This window comes from Caproiciproducens galactitolivorans, assembly GCF_004768785.1.
Taxonomy (GTDB): Bacteria; Bacillota; Clostridia; order Oscillospirales; family Acutalibacteraceae; genus Caproiciproducens; species Caproiciproducens galactitolivorans.
Map to the genome: position 1 here is coordinate 317,477 of NZ_SRMQ01000002.1, position 15,389 is coordinate 332,865.

Annotated in this window: 10 protein-coding genes; 4 read left to right on the top strand and 6 right to left on the bottom strand. The window is 49.3% G+C overall.

The window, feature by feature from the left end:
• Window positions 1–102 precede the first annotated feature (102 nt).
• On the bottom strand, window positions 103–714 hold the full coding sequence (locus tag CAGA_RS04140; protein ID WP_135658029.1) for a hypothetical protein: 612 nt from the start codon (window positions 712–714) through the stop codon (window positions 103–105).
• A gap of 27 nt (window positions 715–741) precedes the next feature.
• The gene (locus CAGA_RS04145; protein WP_135658031.1) at window positions 742–1,998 is read right to left on the bottom strand and encodes an amidase domain-containing protein; all 1,257 of its coding nucleotides are present in this window, start codon (window positions 1,996–1,998) and stop codon (window positions 742–744) included.
• A 379-nt stretch (window positions 1,999–2,377) separates the two neighbouring features.
• On the opposite strand from CAGA_RS04145, the gene CAGA_RS04150 reads away from it, so the two are divergent.
• Both CAGA_RS04150 and alr read left to right on the top strand, forming a co-directional pair.
• Window positions 2,378–6,145: a phosphoribosylformylglycinamidine synthase gene (locus CAGA_RS04150; RefSeq protein ID WP_135658033.1), complete on the top strand. Its 3,768-nt coding sequence runs from the start codon at window positions 2,378–2,380 to the stop codon at window positions 6,143–6,145.
• A 17-nt stretch (window positions 6,146–6,162) separates the two neighbouring features.
• Window positions 6,163–7,350 (top strand): alanine racemase, encoded by a 1,188-nt coding sequence (alr, locus tag CAGA_RS04155; protein WP_135658035.1) that lies wholly within the window; start codon window positions 6,163–6,165, stop codon window positions 7,348–7,350.
• 178 nt (window positions 7,351–7,528) lie between these two features.
• Here alr and CAGA_RS04160 read toward each other — a convergent pair whose 3' ends face one another.
• From CAGA_RS04160 to CAGA_RS04170, 3 genes are all read right to left on the bottom strand, one after another.
• Window positions 7,529–9,049, bottom strand: coding sequence for a lipopolysaccharide biosynthesis protein (locus tag CAGA_RS04160; RefSeq protein ID WP_135658037.1), 1,521 nt, complete (start codon window positions 9,047–9,049; stop codon window positions 7,529–7,531).
• 171 nt (window positions 9,050–9,220) lie between these two features.
• On the bottom strand, window positions 9,221–10,237 hold the full coding sequence (gene trpS, locus CAGA_RS04165) for a tryptophan--tRNA ligase (protein ID WP_135658040.1): 1,017 nt from the start codon (window positions 10,235–10,237) through the stop codon (window positions 9,221–9,223).
• Between the two features lie 15 nt (window positions 10,238–10,252).
• A complete protein-coding gene (locus CAGA_RS04170; protein ID WP_135658042.1) occupies window positions 10,253–11,446 on the bottom strand; it encodes an aminotransferase-like domain-containing protein in 1,194 nt (397 codons plus the stop codon).
• Between the two features lie 213 nt (window positions 11,447–11,659).
• On the opposite strand from CAGA_RS04170, the gene CAGA_RS04175 reads away from it, so the two are divergent.
• Window positions 11,660–13,993, top strand: a complete 2,334-nt coding sequence (locus CAGA_RS04175; RefSeq protein WP_135658043.1) for a SpoIIE family protein phosphatase — start codon at window positions 11,660–11,662, stop codon at window positions 13,991–13,993.
• 176 nt (window positions 13,994–14,169) lie between these two features.
• On the top strand, window positions 14,170–14,838 hold the full coding sequence (locus CAGA_RS04180) for a YjgB family protein (protein WP_135658045.1): 669 nt from the start codon (window positions 14,170–14,172) through the stop codon (window positions 14,836–14,838).
• Between the two features lie 64 nt (window positions 14,839–14,902).
• On the opposite strand, the gene CAGA_RS04185 is transcribed toward CAGA_RS04180, so the two are convergent.
• Window positions 14,903–15,283 (bottom strand): desulfoferrodoxin family protein, encoded by a 381-nt coding sequence (locus CAGA_RS04185; RefSeq protein WP_135658048.1) that lies wholly within the window; start codon window positions 15,281–15,283, stop codon window positions 14,903–14,905.
• Between the last annotated feature and the right edge of the window lie 106 nt (window positions 15,284–15,389).

Consider the following 15,389-nt stretch of genomic DNA (forward strand, 5'->3'; position numbering starts at 1 on the left):
GCTCATTGTGGCGGCTTTATTGAGAAATAAATCCGCATAAACAAGAAAGGGAGTTCTCACTCGCGTGAAAGCTCCCTTAATAACTTAAAAATTTTATTCAGACTATGATGGAGAAGCTTCCTGCACCAGAGGGTCATCAAAGGGTAAATTACCAATAATTGGATCCAGTGAAACACGCTGGACAAGTTTTGCTTTAAGCAGATGATTTGCAGAATTTATATACTTTAATGTCTCCTGATTTCCCTCCTCACATTCACAGAATTCTAAAAATTCCTCAACTTCCTGTCGTTGTCCTTCATATTTATCCCCGCCCAAGTCATCCGGTAATTTGCCCATAGTGTATTGCACCAAATGTTGTTTGTAAATTTTCCAGTTAGTAGCATTTAAGTCATCCAAACTCCACTTTTTCTTCATTAACTTCAAGAATTCAGCGTCTCGTTTTTTTAGCGATTGCATGGCTTTTTCCTCATCCTGAAAGGTGCAGACTAATGGGTTTTTCTTACCGTTTATCACCAGAACATTTTTGACTACCACCGGATTCAGATTTTGCATATTGGAGCTAACAGAAGTTTTCAAATTTACGGACAGCACTTCGATGGGTTCGGAAGTGGTGATTTTTCCTTGCAAGCTTACCACCGGAAAACAGACGACAGGGACCAGAGCAACGACTGCGATGATTGCGACTGCAATTAATAGTTTTTGTGTTTTTTTCATATACTACCCTTCTTTTTTATAAAATTGTCATGAAAAGATTGCATATATGGTACCATCCGGTTGGCTTAACCAACCTTTTGCTCGTCCGCTGTTATCTGAGGCCCAACATGCATAATCATCGGAGTGTTGTGTTATGAAAAAATCATAAAAAGTTCTTCCATATCTGGTTTTTTGGTTATTTGCCCGTTGAGTTACATAAGCAAGGTGATGATATACTTTATTACCAGATGTATCCATACCGATAACACTCCCACCTTTTGTATAAAGTTGCTTTGAAAAATCTAAAAAATGCTCTTTTGTTAAACCAGTATACCATCTTGGCTTCCAATATTTTGCAAATTCAGAAGCGACAGTCCATGCTTTTGTCGGTATGGCTCCGGTATAAAAGTAATTACTATGCCAATAACCATCCTGGGGCACGCCGCCTTCTTTACAAATTTGTGAGACAAAATTTGTACAATCTCCACGGTTGTAATAAATGTACTCGGAGTTGGGCGATTCCGCATACTGTAGGGCGTATTCGTTTGCGGCTGTAATATTCGTCAATCCTGAGATCTGGTTAGGAGAAATTTTTCCTGGTTCATTTGTCCGGGTGGAAGTTAAAGAATTTTGCTTTTTTTTAACAAGTGAATCCGTGTCGGGTAAATGTCCTATCATATCATCCAACACGATTTTTGAGATAGTATGATTCCGTAGTTTTGTGTTTGCAAGAGACACAAAGTCTATTACCTCATTATTTAAAATACTGTTTTCATAAGTATCTAAAAAGGCTTCTAAACTTTGAAACTGTTTTAATAAGCTACCCTGTTCATCATACATTTTATTTGAATCGGGGTCACTCATATAATAATCAATTGCAGTTCGATACTCTTTCCAATTATCGTTATTGAGCTCATCAAGACTATACTTTTTTGCTAAAATCTTTAGAATGGTATCGCACTTTGTTTTTGCGAGTTTTAAAGATTCATTCGGATTTTCAAAAGCAAATAACAGTGAATTTTCAACACCGTTGATTACAATGGATTTTTGATATAATATATCTCCGAAGCCACTTAATAGATTGTAATTTGCATCAGCTTTCTTATGGGCTTCAATTACCTGAATAGGCTGGGTGGTGCAGTATTTTCCTTCTTTTAATAGAGCAATCGAATTTTGATCTTCATTCTCATCATTCATTGAAGAATCATGAACGGCTGAGTCTTTTTTATCGTTGAAGTTTGGATCTTGATTAGCTGACGCAGCTAAAGGCACAGATACGAAAAAAGATAGAGCTAAAATGAGCAAATCAATTTTTGATGTATGAGTTTCATTTTTATTCCTCCTAAATTAATAAGCATTGTTTTACATTTTTAGAAACAATTATAAATGTGCAACGGTATCATCTTCTCAAAACTTTTCTTATTTAAAATTATATTTTCGAATTATTAAAATGTCAACAAAAATAATGGGAAAAATTTCAAGAATTACCAATATTTAAAAATAAGAATAGACTTCAAGTTTATAACGACCGCCGGATGACTCCGACGGTTTATTTTACTATATTGAATAATTTTTTATCGAAAGTGTCAATGTTTTACGAAGCGCTTTATAATGGGGCGGAATTGTGATACTATTAAAGAAATCATGTTCAAACGGCTGCTTTAGGCGGCGGAACGGGGGAAATATGTCTGACGTAATCAGAGTATTTGTAGAAAAGAAACCCGGCTTTGATGTGGAAGCACAGCACATCCGGTCGGACCTTGTCGAAAATCTAGGGTTGACCTCCGTTGAGGAAATCCGGCTGATCAACCGCTACGATGTTTCCGGGCTGACAAAAGAACAGTTTGCCGCGGCACGGGACACCATTTTTTCAGAACCGAATGTGGACAACGTATATGACGAAGTGTACCCTTTTCCGGAAGGTTACACCGCATTTGCCATGGAGTATCTGCCCGGTCAGTATGACCAGCGCGCCGATTCCGCCGCGCAGTGCGTCCAGCTTTTGACGCAGGGGGAGCGCCCGCAGGTAGCGACCGCCCGCGTAATTGCCGTTAAGGGCAATGTAACGGAAGAAGAACTGAATAAAATCAAGAATTATATGGTGAACCCTGTGGAGAGCCGCCTTGCTTCTATGGAAAAGCCCGAAACTCTCGACACGGCGGCGGAGACGCCTCCCGATGTCGCTCGTGTGTCGGGCTTTATCGATTGGAGCGAACAGGAGCTTCGGGGGTATTATGAATCCATGGGCTTTGCCATGAGCTTTGAAGATCTGGTATTCTGCCGCGACTATTTCCGGAAATCGGAAAAGCGCGACCCGAGCGTGACGGAGCTACGCGTGATCGACACCTACTGGAGCGACCACTGCCGCCACACCACGTTCTCAACCCGTCTGGAAAAGATTGAGATTGAAAAATCCGCTCTCAGCGGTGTGATCGAAGACGCTCTCAAAGCATATTACGACGCGCGCGCCGAAGTGTACGGCGAAACCGACCGCCCGGTTTCCTTAATGGACATGGCGGTGATCGGTATGAAGCTTCTGCGCAAAAGAGGGAAAATCCCGGATTTGGATTTAAGCGAGGAGATTAACGCCTGCTCCATTGAAGTACCCGTTACTGTGGACGGAAAAGAAGAAAGATGGCTGGTGCAGTTTAAGAATGAAACCCACAACCACCCAACGGAAATCGAGCCGTTCGGCGGCGCGGCAACCTGCCTCGGCGGCGCAATCCGCGACCCGCTTTCCGGCAGGGCGTATGTCTATCAAGCTATGCGTGTAACCGGTTCAGGCGACCCGCGCGTTCCGTTCGAGGAAACCCTTCCGGGCAAGCTGCCGACCCGTAAAATTACCACCGGTGCGGCACAGGGCTACAGTTCCTACGGCAACCAGATCGGCCTTGCCACCGGGCAGGTTACCGAGCTTTACGATCCCGGTTATGTTGCGAAGCGTATGGAGATCGGCGCGGTTATCGGCGCGTCCCCGAAGGAGAATGTTGCCCGTTTAACGCCGGAGGAGGGCGACTTGATCGTGCTTCTCGGCGGCAGCACCGGGCGCGACGGCTGCGGCGGGGCGACTGGCTCGAGCAAGGCGCATACCGAGCAGTCCATCGAAGTCTGCGGCGCGGAGGTACAGAAGGGAAATCCGCCTACCGAGCGGAAGATACAGCGGTTGTTCCGCAAACCGGAGGTTGCAAAGCTTATTAAACGTTGCAACGACTTCGGCGCGGGCGGCGTGTGCGTAGCCATCGGCGAGCTTGCCGACGGGCTGAAAATTGATTTGAATAAGGTGCCGAAAAAATACGAGGGGCTTGACGGAACGGAGCTTGCGATTTCAGAGTCGCAGGAACGAATGGCGGTTGTGCTTTCCCCGCAGGATGTAGATTCCTTTATCGCGGCGGCGAACCAGGAAAACCTCAACGCGCAGGTTGTCGCTGTGGTCACGGGCGAACCGCGCCTGCGCATGAAATGGCGCAAGGACATTATTGTCGACATCAGCCGTGCATTTTTGGATACGAACGGCGTCATACAGAAAAACAATGTTGTCATCGAAGCAGTAGATTCCGAACGCGACTACCGGAAACTCGTTCCGGATTGTTTGAAGGGGAAACCGGTGGAAAAAGCGTTCCAGGAAAACCTGTCCCGGCTGGAGGTCTGCGGGCAGAAAGGGCTTTCCGAGCGCTTTGACTCCAGCATCGGCGCCGCGACGGTGCTGATGCCGTTTGCTGGTACCTATCAGCTTACGCCGGAAGAGGCAATGGTGGCCAAAATCCCGGCTGTTCGCGGTGAAACCGACGACGCGACCGCAATGTCCTACGGTTATATTCCGGGAATTGCCCGTTTCAGCCCGTTCCACGGGGCTGCTTACGCCGTTGTGGAAAGCCTTTCCAAGCTTGCCGCCGTCGGCGCGAACCCGATGAAAGCAAGGCTGACGTTTCAGGAGTATTTTGGAAGGCTGAAAAAAGACCCGAAGCGTTGGGGAAAACCGACTGCCGCGCTTTTGGGCGCGCTGAGCGCACAGCTTGGCTTAGGCCTGCCGGCGATCGGCGGCAAGGACAGTATGAGTGGAAGCTTTGAAGAGCTTGACGTTCCGCCGACATTGGTCAGCTTTGCTGTCGCAATGACGAAAGCAAGCACGACGATTTCCGCGGCGTTTAAAAAGCCCGGGGCAAAAGTGGTTTTGTTCCCGCTGCCAGAGAATCCGGAGACCCTGCTGCCCGACTGGGAAAAGCTGGAAGAATATTACAGCAGCATTCATAATATGATACAGAGCGGCACCATTCTCTCTGCTTCTGTTGTAAAAGAAGGCGGCGCGGCGGCCGCGGTTGCGAAGATGTGTTTCGGCAATCGGCTCGGCTTCATTTTTGAGCCATCGGTTCTGGATGAAAAGACCCTCTTTGCGCCGGCTTCCGGTTCCATTCTTGCCGAACTTGCGTATGGCGTGGAAGTTCCGGACGGGTTCCCCGCGGTTGAACTGGGCAAGGTGTCCGTCATGCCGCAGGTTGTTCTTGGCAGGGAAAGACTGGACCTCGATGCGCTGATTTCCGCATGGAACGGTACGTTGGAAAAAATCTTCCCGAATCAGGCGGAAGAACAACCGGTTGCGCGAGATATTCCGTTCTATAGCCAGCGTTTTGAAAAGGCTCCGGCGGTAAAGGCCGCGAAACCGCGCGTCTTTATTCCGGTGTTCCCAGGTACAAACTGTGAATACGACAGCGCGCGCGCCTTTGAGAGGGCGGGTGCGCAGCCGGAAGTCCTTGTTGTACGCAATCTGACCCCTTCCGATATTGAAGTGACGATTGAGCGTATGGAAAAAGCAATCCGCGCGTCGCAGATAATTATGCTTCCGGGCGGATTCTCCGGCGGTGACGAACCGGACGGCTCCGGCAAGTTTATTGCGACCACCTTCCGCAATCCCAAAATTGCAGAGGCGGTAAATGATCTTCTGAAAAACCGCGACGGGCTGATGCTTGGAATCTGCAACGGGTTCCAGGCCCTGATTAAGCTGGGGCTTGTGCCCTACGGCGAAATTATGCACCCGGATGAAAAGGCGCCGACGCTGACCTTCAATACGCTGGGACGCCATGTTTCCCGCATGGTATACACCCGGGTAACCTCTGTGAAATCCCCGTGGTTTGCCGGGGTGGACGTGGGAGATGTATTCGCGGTGCCTGTCTCCCACGGAGAAGGCCGCTTTGTGGCAAGCAATGCGGTTCTGGAGAAGCTGATTGCAAACGGTCAGGTCGCAACCCAGTACACCACTCCGGACGGCAAGCCGAGCGGCAGAATCGAGTGGAACCCGAACGGTTCCGTCTGCGCAATTGAGGGCATTACCAGTCCGGACGGGCGTATCCTTGGAAAAATGGCGCACTCAGAACGCATGGGTGTAAATCTGTACAAGAACGTTCCTGGCGAAAAGGACCAGAAGATTTTTGAATCGGGAGTAAAATACTTCAAATAATTCAGGTGAAAAATAGAATGAGTGAATTTTTCAGACGGACTTGGGCCGAGGTCAGCTTGGATGCAATCGACTATAATTTTAAAGTGATCCGGGATCAGGTGAAGACGGGGACGATGATCTGCTGTGTAATCAAAGCGGACGCTTACGGCCATGGTGCGGAGACCCTAGCGCGGGAATATGAAAAGCTGGGCGCGGACTGGGTTGCCGTTTCCAACTTGGAAGAGGCTATGCAGATCCGCAATGCGGGCGTGAAGCTACCCATTTTGATTTTGGGCTACACGCCGCCCTGCATGGCCGCCCAGCTAAGTGAGCTGAATATCTCGCAGACGGTGCTTTCTGCGGGCTATGGCGAATCCCTTTCGCAGGAAGCGCAAAAAGCAGGCGTTACGGTGAAGGTGCATATCAAGGTCGATACCGGTATGAGCCGTATTGGGTTTATGTATCAGGATCCGGTGCGCGACGCCGGGGAAATCGATGACATGGAACGGGTTTGCAGGCTCCCTGCGCTTGACGCCGAGGGGATCTTTACCCATTTTGCTGTTGCGGACGAAGGCGAAGACGGACGCGATTTCACGATGACGCAGTATGGAAACCTGATGAAGGCGGTGGAACTGCTTCGGAAACGCGGCATTACATTCCGTATCCGCCACTGCGCGAATTCTGCGGCAATCTTCGATTACCCGGAGACGCAGTTGGACATGGTGCGCCCCGGCGTAGTCCTTTACGGGCTGAAGCCGTCCGGGAAAATACAACATGTAATGAACCTTATTCCCGCCATGGAGCTGAAGAGCATTGTGTCGCTTGTCAAAACCGTTGAGGCCAAGACTAGTGTCAGCTACGGAAGGGAATTTACCACGACCGCGCCTACAAAGATCGCTACGGTGCCGATCGGATATGCCGACGGCTATGTCCGGCATTTGTATGTGCAGGGGAGTATGCTTGTGCGCGGCCGGAAGGCAAAGATTATCGGCCGCGTCTGCATGGATCAGCTCATGCTGGACGTAACCTCTGTTCCGGATGTGAAGGAGGGCGACGTTGTTACGGTGTTCGGCCGCGACGGGGATGCTTGTATTACGCTTGACGAGCTGGCCAGCTATAACCAGACCATCAATTATGAGCTCGCCTGCATGATTTCAAAGCGCGTGCCGCGTATTTACTATAAGGGCGGCAAAGAAGTCGGCGAACTGAATTATATCTGTAAATAATTTTCGCGCGCGAAACCGTTCGGCGGACTGTTTTTGCAGGGAATTCCACGTGCGGCAAAATTAAATATATTTTTATGAATAAAACAGAAACTCCCGGAAAACCGGGAGTTTTTCTATTCAGGAAGCAAATTTTATACAATCCGATATGTTAGCAGTTAATTGTACAAATAGGAAACGATTAAGTCCTGTGAAGCGCCGGGATCTTTACAAATCCTTTCAGATACTGGAATTCCTTTGTGTTCCAAAACACAAGAAGGTAAGCTGTGTTTGGCAGCAGTAGGCAAATAAAACATTTGGCTATAAAGCTGAAAAAGCCCTTGCCCGGAACAAAGGTGCAGCAGGAATAGGTCAGAAAACCAACGGCAAAGGTCATTGCGGCATAAAGTGCATACCGGCGAAAATAAGCGCTTACGGAACGTTGGAAGCCATGCCGGAACAGAACTAGTGGTTCGACCCAGAAGTCGATGGTCATGGTGCTGATCAAGGTGCCGATAAAAACGCCGGCAACGCCTAAATGCTGCACAAGCAGAACGGAAGCGATCAGATTTACAGCAGCCTCGAAAACCGCCTTGTACCGGTCGTACCAGAACAGCCCGAACGCGTCCCGGAACGTCAGGGTTGCCTGCCGCATTCCGGAGGTGTAAAAATTCAAGACAATGACAAAAACAATGGGCAGGGAAAACAAAAGGTTTTGCTTGCCTGTAAAAAGCAGCATGAAAGGGTTAAACAGGCTGAACAGGGAGATGGCGCAGAAGCTGAAAATCCAGAAACAGGCGAAATTGATTGCCAGATAGACCTCGTAGGATTTTTTCTGCTCCTCCACCGCGCCAAGGTTTCCGACGCTCGCCGTAATTCCGCTGAAAATCTGTTTCGTTACATTCATAAGGGTATTCGTAATCAGGTAATAGTTCGAGTAAATTCCCACGCTGACAATGCCGACAAACTTGGAAAGAACCAGGGTATCGGTGCCGTTTACCACAACACTCCCGATCCGGTGCATGAACATTGCTTTTATATTTTTTACAATGGCGGCCCTGTCTTCCTCACTCAGCCTTTCCTTTTCATATTTTTTCAGGAAGGGGTACATTTTCACCGCTTTCCGTGCGAGAAAATAATTTGTGAAAAAGCTGAATAAAATCTGTGTGCATAAATAGCAGATGAAGTTTTGCGTCAGGATGAGAATAAAGACTTGGACGACATTCTGAGCAATTGCGAATCCGTATTGGAACAGCGAACAGATATACACTTTTTGGTCGGCGATAATAATCTGCTGCTTGTAGGAGTAAAAATATGTGACAACCGAATTGAAAAGGAATAATAAATAAATTAAGGTTAGGTTCGGGATATCTGGAACCTCTTTAATAAAATATTGATAGAACGGAACAAAAGCCAAGCCCACAACGGCAATGACAATTCCGATAGTGTGGTATGCCCGCTTATAAAGCCCCATTAGTGCGCCAAGCTTTTTATAATTGTTTTCGGCTAGCGGCTTATACATACTGAACGTAATGGCGGTACCGACTCCCAGTTCGGCGAGGGAGAAAATCGTAAAGATATTGCTGAATAAACCGCTTACACCCAGATAGGCTTCGTTTAGAAAACGAATAAAGACAAGCCGGCAAAGGAAGGAGAGGAAAATATACAGAAGCTGGCTGCCGATATTTACAATTACATTTCGGATTGAATTTTTACTGCGCATGTATCTACTGCCTTTCAAGAACAATATATGCAATCATAGCATATTTCACAGGCTTCGTCTATTGGATTAAAAACAAAAACGGCCCCGAAAAATTGGAGCCATAAATTGGTTTGGTAAACAGGAAAGGGGAGGCTCCTGCATCTTTAGAGCCTCCCCGTGTTCTGTTTTTAATTAAAATGCTTTTGAGACAAATCCGACTTTTTTCATTACTTTATTGAGGGTGCGGCTTGAAATGGCAAGCGCTTTCTGCGCACCTTCCGTATAGCATTTCTCAAGGTAATCCTTATTTTTAATGTAGTCGGCATAACGCTCCTGAATCGGGCGCAGGTGCTCCACGACGGCTTCACCGACGGCGGCCTTGAAATCGCCGTAGCCCTTGCCTTCAAAGTCCTTCTCAATCTGCTCATAGGAAAGGCCGGTCACGACGGAGTAAATGCCCATCAGATTGTTTATGCCGTCCTTGCCCTCGGCGTAACGGACGCAGGCGTCGCTGTCGGTGACGGCGCGCTTGAATTTCCGCAGGATAACCTCGGGTTTATCCAGCACGGCAACGTAGCCGTTTACGTTTTCATCGGATTTGCTCATCTTCTTGGACGGATCCTGCAGGGACATGATGCGTGCACCCTTCTTCGGGATATAGCCGTCTGGCACAGTAAAGGTGGGGCTGTAAATACCGTTAAAACGTTCCGCAATGTTGCGGGCAAGCTCCAGATGCTGCTTCTGGTCAGCGCCCACGGGAACGAGGTCCGCCTGGTACAGCAGGATGTCCGCCGCCATCAGGCTCGGGTAAGTGAACAGGCCCGCGTTGACGTTGTCGGCATGCTTTGCGGCTTTATCTTTAAACTGCGTCATGCGCTGTAATTCGCCAAACTGGGTGTAGCAGTTTAAAATCCAGGCAAGCTGGGCGTGCGTGCAAACCTGGCTCTGAATAAAGAACGGGCTTTTTTCGGGGTCTAGGCCGCAGGCCAAAAGAAGCGCGTAGGCCTCGAGCGTATTATGACGGAACTTTGCCGGATCCTGGCGCACGGTAATGGTGTGCAGATCCGCCAGGGCATAAATGCAGTTGTATTCGTCTTGTAAACTGATCCAGTTCTTGAGCGCTCCCAGATAATTGCCGAGGGTAATCGTCCCGCTTGGCTGAATGGCGCTGAAAATTACCTTTTTGCGCTCGGTATTCGCTGTTTCCATATTGTTTTCCTCCAGTTAATTTGTGATCATTTCATTTGCGAGCGTGCCCAGAATTTGAATGCCCTTCAGAAGCTGGCCGTCGGTTGGCGTGGAGAAGTTGATGCGGAAGGACTGGCTGGGGGCGCTGTCGTCCGTCAGAAAGGCATTGCCGGGAACCACGCATACTTTGCGTAGTACGGCCTGCTTGCAGAAATCCAGCATATCCACGCCGTCTGGCAGGGTGCACCAGAGGAACAGCCCACCCTCGATCGGATTGTAAGTAACCTTCGGAATCAGATATTTGTCAAGAGCGCCGGTTGCAATTGCGGACTTTTTTAAATAGATTTCCTGCAGCTTTTTCAGGTGCTCGTCAAAATTATAGCGGGTCATGAATTCGTGGCAGACCATTTGCGACCAGATATTCGTGTGAACATCCTGCCCCTGCTTGCAAACAATCATTTTTTGCAGCAGCTCCTTCGGGCCGATCGCGTACCCTACGCGCATGCCGGGGGAGATGATCTTGGAGAAGGTGCCGGCGTAAAGGACAAGGCCCGCGTCGTCCAGCGATTTGACCGCTTCAATATGTTCGCCGTGGAAGCGCAGGTCGCCGTAGGGGTTGTCCTCCAAAATCAGAACATGGTATTTCTTGGCGAGCGCATACAATTGCTTGCGCTTTGCCCAGCTCATCGTTATTCCGGACGGATTCTGAAAATTGGGTATGGTGTAGATGAATTTTACATTCGATTCTTCTTTCAGAGCCTTTTCCAGCTCCTCCATGTTCATGCCGTCGCTGTCCATCGGGATCCCGCGCAGGCGCGTGTTGTAGGAGCGGAAGGTATTCAGCGAACCGATAAAGCTCGGAGCTTCGCAGATAACCACGTCGCCCTCGTTGCACAGCGATTTCGCCGCTAGATCCATGACTTGCTGCGCGCCGCTTGTAATCAGAATATTATCGAAATCACGGCCGATGCCGTGCATTTTTTTCATGTAATCTGTCAGGTATTCGCGCAGAGGCTCGTAGCCTTCCGTAATGCTGTACTGGAGCGCGTCGATCGGGCGCTGCGCCAGAATCCTTTCGGATATCTCAGCAATTTCCTTTGACGGGAAAGCTTCCGGAGCGGGGTTCCCTGCGGAGAGCGAGATGACGCTCGGATCACTAGCGTATTTAAAGATTTCCCGTATGGCGGACGGTTTCAGCTTTAAAACGCGGTTGGAAAATTGGAATTCCATTATATCACCCTCTAGTATATATTCTTTATTATTTTATCACAGAAGTGCGGCAATGACTATAAAAACCCTTCTAATTTATAAAAATACTTATAATCTGATTTTATACGTCAAAATATTACGGCAAGTTATGACAATAGCATCTAAATACATATAGTATAATGATTTTTAGCAAAAAATGGACATGCTTCCAAATATTGTATGGCGGTGATAAAAATGATAAAAGCAAAGACGGAGCGGATCAGCTTCCCGGCGGTTGCTGCGGATCCTACAAAAGCAGTTGCCAGGCAGCTTGTTTATTTTACGGCGGCACTGCTCTGTTCCCGCGGGCTTGTGTTCGGCCATTATGCGCCGTTTGGGGTAGCGGCGGTTGCGGCGTTTCCTTATGCAGGGCTGTGGAGCGCTGTGCTGGGAAGCGCGGCGGGGTACCTTTTGCCTTCCTCGGTAAACGTACCGGTACATTATTTGGCCGCGGTATTGGCCGCCGCGGCGATTCGCTGGACGCTCAATGACATGATGAAGCTGAAAATGCACGCGATTTTCGCGCCGATGGTCGCCTTTCTGCCCATGCTTGCAACGGCAATGGCGATTATCTTTGTAAACGGTTCCGGTTCGGAAGCCGTTGCCATGTATATTGCGGAAGCTTTTCTTGCGGGCGGCGTAGCCTATTTTTTTACCCGAACGTCGGAAGTGATCATTGCCGGCAGGAGCGCGGACGAAATGAATGCGCAGGAAATTACCTGCGCGGCGCTGTCGGTGGGCGCCCTGCTGCTGCCGCTTTCCAATCTTGCCATCGGCCCGGTTTCCCTCGGCAGGGTTCTGGCGGTGATTGCCGTCCTGTTTGCCGCGTATTACGGCGGGGTTTCCGGCGGAAGCGTGACAGGGATTGCCGCAGGCATTGTTTTCAGCCTTTCCACCTCCGGGCTGAATTATCTTTCCGGCGCCTATGCGCTGGGCGGACTGATGGCTGGCGTGTTTTCACCGGTTGGGCGGCTCGCTTCGGTTGTCGCATTCATCATCTCCAATGCGGTGGCTTCCCTGCAGGTCGGCAATCAGGAGAAGGTGATCGGGGGGCTGTACGAGGTTATGGTGGCGACCGTCCTTTATATGCTGATTCCGCAGAAGGCCGGCGCCCCGATGATTGGCCTTTTCTCCTGCCCGGACGATACCTCTCGGATGGACGGGTTGCGCCGGTCCGTGATTATGAAGCTGGACTACGCAGCAAAGGCGCTGGGTAGCGTTTCGGATTCGGTGGAAGAAGTTTCGAAAAAGCTGTATTCCACCTGTGCGCCCGACATCAATGGCGTGTACAAGCGTACCATTGACGACGTATGCAGCAACTGCGGGCTGAAGGTCTATTGCTGGGAACGGAATTATAATGACAGCATGAATTCCTTTAATGATCTTACGGAAAAGCTGCGCAGCAAGGGGGAAGTGGACCGGAACGATTTTAACGCGCAATTTGCGTCCCATTGCAGCCGGCTTGCTGCCATAGCCGATTCCGTAAACAGCCATTACCGCGAGTTTTCCATTAAGGATGCGGCAGAAAGCCGCGCGCAGCAGGTGCGAAGTATGGTTGCCGACCAGTTTGCAACGACCAGCAACCTGCTGGAGGATATGGCCGCTGAGTTGGAGCTTTACGAGCAGTTTGATTTTAACGCCGCGCAGAAGGTTGGTGAAGTTTTGCGCGGGGCAGGCATCCTGCCGATTGATATTAGCTGCCGCGTAGATCGTTTTGACCGCATGTCGATTGAAATTATCGCCGCGCAGGCGGAGAGCGTGCGCATGAACAAGGCGGAACTGACCGATGAAATTTCCCGTGTCTGCGGACGTGTGTTCCAACACCCCTGCGTCAGCGTGGTGAAGGGGAAATGCCGCCTGCAGATGGCGGAGCGTCCGTTCTTCCGCGTGCAGACGGGCTGCGCGCAGCATACGTGTGCCAATAAACAGGTCTGCGGCGACAGCTGGGATTGCTTTCCCGACGGGAACGGCCGCCAAATTTTGTTGATCAGCGACGGTATGGGAACGGGCGGACGCGCGGCGGTGGACGGCGCGATGGCCACCGGCATTTTATCCCGCCTTATCAAAGCGGGAATTGGGTTTGATGCCGCGCTGAAAATTGTAAATTCCGCATTGATGGTGAAATCGGGCGACGAGTCGCTTGCCACGATTGATTTGGCCGCGCTCGACCTTTTCAACGGCAATCTTGAGTTTATGAAAGCGGGAGCGCCGATCAGTATTTTGCGAAAATCCGGTCGTGCGGTTGTGATTGATGCCCCCAGTCTGCCGATCGGCATTTTGAATGATATTAACTTTACCAAGTCCTCCGATAGCCTTGGCGACGGCGACCTGCTGGTGCTCCTTTCTGATGGTGCACTTGCAGCCGGCGACGATTGGATTTGTGATACGGTGGAAAAATGGAAAGGACAGGTTCCGCAGGAGCTTGCCGAAGAAATCGTAACACAGGCAATCGCTCGCCGCGCCGACGGCCATGACGACGATATTACTGTTCTAGTTATGAAGGTGAAGGAAAGTGACAGCTCGTTTTGAGCCCCAAAAATACAGTAGGACGCAGGGCGGATCGAAACTGAAATAAATTAAAAAATTGATAGAATACTTGATTATTCTACCATACTAGTGTAAGATAGTGCTACTTTCAAACCCTTTTCCTGGTAACCGGGAGAAGGGGGAAAGGTTTATCCCTTTTAAACTACGGGAGGTGCTATATGACTACTCAATTCAAAAAAATGCTTGCATCCTTGACAGCCTTGGCGTTGTTGTCCGCTTCTTTCGCCGGCTGCACGCACTCGCAGGCAACCGGAAGCCAGAATCCGGTTTCAACGGGTTCCACGCCAGCTTCTTCTGTTTCGGCTGATTCCACCGTTACGTCAGACGTTTCGTCGGCCCCGCAGGATTCTTCACAGGTGGATGAGCAGACCGCCTTACTGCAGGACATACAGAAAGCGGCCAAAGAGGGAAAGGTAATCGATATCCCATTTTCCGTAAATACGAACGTTATTGAAGATGTTCAGGAGAAATGGGGAAAAGAAGACAAATCCGAATATATTGCGTCCGCGAAGGGAATCTACAATACCTATTCCAAACACAACGCGGTTTTTGCCTTCAACAAAGGCGAACAGATTTTTGAGGTTCGCACGCTTGACGGAAAATGGAAGGAACTTACGCTGTCTAAGGTCAAAGCAGTCCTTGGCAAACCGGACTACGATGTAACGTCCGGAAAGGATCACATTATTGGTTATGTTGCCAGCAAGGATTATAAAATTTTAATGGTATTCCCGAAAGACGGGGATGACCCGAAGCTAGACCATTATTCGGTTCTGTATCCGCAGGGCACGATCAATTCCATGGCGGGCGACCCGGGCAGGCAATGGTAAAAATAACAGGGATATAAAAGAGAAAAGCCCTTTCCCAAACGGGAAAGGGCTTTTCTGCTGCCGGTTAAGAAATGTCCGCTGCCCAAAGTCCGTGGAGATTGCAATACGAATACGCTGTAACGGGTTCATCTTGTTCCAGAATAAAGGTTGCTTCCGGCTTGTCCCCCGGATGAAGGACTTTGCGCTGGCCGCCGTTTTTGGTCTCAAGATAAATCCATTCAATGTAGTGCTCGTTCACCATCGGGTGCTCAACACTACCAACTTTAACGGTTACGGTATTGCCAGAGACACTTACGACGGGAATGTGCTTCTCGTGCGCGGCTTCTACTGTGTTCGGAACAACTTCCGTCATCGGATCCCCGCAGCAGATCATTTTGACGCCGCTGCTGCGAATCATGCTGACGAAATTCCCGCAGTGTTTGCAGAGATAAAATTTCATAGCCATAATACAATCTCCTTTATCCTGATTTTTCCTACATTATAACACAACTTTATAATTTTGAATACAGATTTTAAACATTTTTTACAATAATTGTGGAATTTAGTGTTTT